2 protein-coding genes and 1 pseudogene are annotated in these 2,704 nt (G+C 48.3%); 2 read left to right on the forward strand and 1 reads right to left on the reverse strand.

What is annotated here, in order from left to right; translation table 11 throughout:
• Nucleotides 1-245, reverse strand: a 245-nt coding sequence (locus H6A60_RS10935) for a hypothetical protein (RefSeq protein ID WP_205104541.1), incomplete at its 3' end; no start/stop codon positions are given.
• 291 nt (nucleotides 246-536) lie between these two features.
• On the opposite strand from H6A60_RS10935, the gene H6A60_RS10940 reads away from it, so the two are divergent.
• Nucleotides 537-2,171, forward strand: coding sequence for a transposase (locus tag H6A60_RS10940; RefSeq protein WP_205104543.1), 1,635 nt, complete (start codon nucleotides 537-539; stop codon nucleotides 2,169-2,171).
• 58 nt (nucleotides 2,172-2,229) lie between these two features.
• Nucleotides 2,230-2,704 (forward strand): annotated as a pseudogene (locus H6A60_RS10945) (hypothetical protein); the annotation flags it as partial.

Genomic DNA, 2,704 nt, shown 5'->3' on the forward strand with positions numbered 1-2,704 from the left:
TTTTTGTTACCTAGTCCGCCTCTAATAGAAAGTTTCCCTTTATCTATAATCAGATTCCCCTGTCCGCCATTTACTGCTACTGCATAAACAGCAGTTGCGTAGCTTTTTCCGGCGTTATCACTCCCATTAAATTCAACATTAGCTCCATTTGTAATCGTGAAACTATTATCAACTCCATTAGCAATTGCAAATTGAGCAGTATTTGAATTTGTGCCATTAACGATTAAATCACTTGTAACGACCACTGAATCGTTTAGTGCTAAATCTGTGACAATAGAACTTCCTATTCCTGATTCGATATCCGTTTTTTCTACAGTGCACTAAAGAGTTCCCAGTTTTCGGAACTATAGCGAAGACTTCGATACTCAATCTGCATTCATGTTTTCAGTTGCTGGTTAGCTAAGCCTATTGTTCAGACAATCCAAAGGGAGTGCTCTTGTCGAGTCCTCCCTTTTTTGTTGCCGATTGATCATGGAAATACTATAATAATATGGTCTATTAGATAGCCTAATTGTCCTATATTTTTATACATTAAAATGGACGTTCCTGAAGTCATCCGCAAGGTGCCCCGTCCAAAGAACACAGTGGTCATTGACTACGGCGAAGGACATGGGAATCTCCGCTACGCTGTTCGAGAACGTACAGGGGTTCGGTATGTTCGACACAGCAATCCGCAGCCAATCAACGGTCGAGTAATCGGGCACATCATCGACGGCACTTTTGTGCCAGTCGTTCCAGTAATGAAAGAAGAGGCGGATTTCCTGAGCTTTGGCCCATCAGCCTTCGTCAAGTCAGTCAGTGACGATCTGTATTCGGACCTGCTCAAAGTCTTCCCTGCTGCAGAAGCACAGCAGATCATGGTTATCGCCTCTATCAAGGCTTTCGTTCCGGCGGTCCGCTACTCCCGCCTCAATACGGAATACGAGGCCAACTGGATCAGTCTCTACTACCCTGACACAGCGCTGAGCCCAAATACGATTGGGCACCTGCTCAAGCTCATCGGCATGAACGCTGAAAACCGTCAAGCTTTTTTCAATTTGCGTCTGGCTCGCGTGCTCGAGTCTCACCATCTCATCATTGACGGCATGCTCAAAACGGATTCGAGTACCGTCAATGACTTCTCGGCATTCTCAAGAAAGGCTCGAGTCAAAGGTTGTGAAGACATCTCTCTTCTTTATGCCTATGACTTGGAAAAGGGCGAGCCGATCTGCTCTGAAGTTTTTGCTGGCAATTGCATTGACGCGGTGTCGTATCACTCCTTCATTGAAGAAAATCACATAGAAAGGGGCGTAATCGTCACCGACAAGGGCTTCCCTCCTAGTGCCATAGAGGATGAGCTCAAAGCGCATTCCGGGCTTCATTTTCTAACCCCGATCAAACGCAGCGACAAACGAGTCCTCAAACATCAGATGCTGAATTTTGATGAGGTGCTTCCAGGCTTCTCATCCACGCTCTATGCCAAAAAGGCAAAGCTCTCCAATGGGCACTTTCTTTATTCGTTCAGAGATGTCGATCGTGCAGCACTAGAAGAAAAAAGCCTGTCGCGTGGCGTTCTGCATGGCAAGGCTTTCAACAAGGAGAAGTATTGGGAACAGAGAAGCGAGTTCGGTTCCATTGTTTTCGAGTCTGACCAAGATCTGTCGCTTGCGAATGTCTACAAGATCTACGACGCCCGCTGGGCTATTGAGCTTCTCTTCAAGGCTTTCAAAAACGAGGAATGTCTGGATGAGACAAACGTGCAGAGCGACTATTCGGTTGTTGGCAGTGAATTCATCAACTTCATTGCCACGGTCTTGACGCACCGCATGATCCGCGCAGCAAAGGATACAGGACTGTTGGAGCACCAGACCTTCGGGGAGCTCATTCGAGATATATCCCGCACGTTCCGATTGAGAAAATTCAAAGACCGGGATCCTGTTTTCAAAGATGGCGGCTGGACCGGCTGCATGCCTAAGCCGATGGCGGAGCTTGTCGCCTTAGGGCTGTGTAAGGATGACAAGGCCAATAGTTTGAAAACAGCCATAAATCGTGTAGTAACGACCGAGCAGCCCAAGAAACGCGGACGTCCTCCGAAGTGGCCCAAGCCTGTCGGAGAATTCGTTGGCCCGAAACGTCATGTAGGGCGCCCCCGCAAACACCCGAAGCCTGACGAACCAGCGAAAAGCACTTAGCTATAGTTCATCAGATTGGGAAAGCTTTAATGAAATACGATTCATTAAAATCGATTTCATGAGTTCCCCTTCCTTTATTTTCGAGATGCCGATCAAGGACAGCGACGATGTTGTTCGCTTCCTTGAGTCGAAGTTCGACTTCGGGCTTTCCGTGTACAACGCAACGTTGAATACGGCGCTCGGTCGTCTCGAGCGGATGCGTCGGTCTGCCGAATGGAAAACCGCGTTGGCAATGCCGAAGGGGAAGGAACGCAACCGTGAGCTGAACAGAATTCGTAACTCATGGGGTCTGACGCAATACGGACTGCACACGATAGCCAACGTTCATCGTAATGCGGCTAAACGCTTTGTCCGTCGAAGCGAACCTGGTGCGAAGCGAACAAAAGACGAGTGCATTCTTGGTGTGCACGTTGCCCAAAAAATTGGCGCACGTGCATGGGTAGCGATCGAACGCTATATATTCGGAGAAGGCGGTCGGCCTCGCTTCAAGTCTCGTCGTCGTGGTCTTCATTCTTTGGAAGGTCAATCGGCAT

The sequence above is a fragment of the Sutterella massiliensis genome (genome assembly GCF_016899755.1).
In the GTDB taxonomy this organism is placed as follows: Bacteria; Pseudomonadota; Gammaproteobacteria; order Burkholderiales; family Burkholderiaceae_F; genus Sutterella; species Sutterella massiliensis.

What these genes read in the sequence shown, in the direction of transcription:
- H6A60_RS10940 (WP_205104543.1), top strand. Translation starts at nt 537, where the DNA reads ATGGACGTTCCTGAAGTCATCCGCAAGGTGCCCCGTCCAAAGAACACA.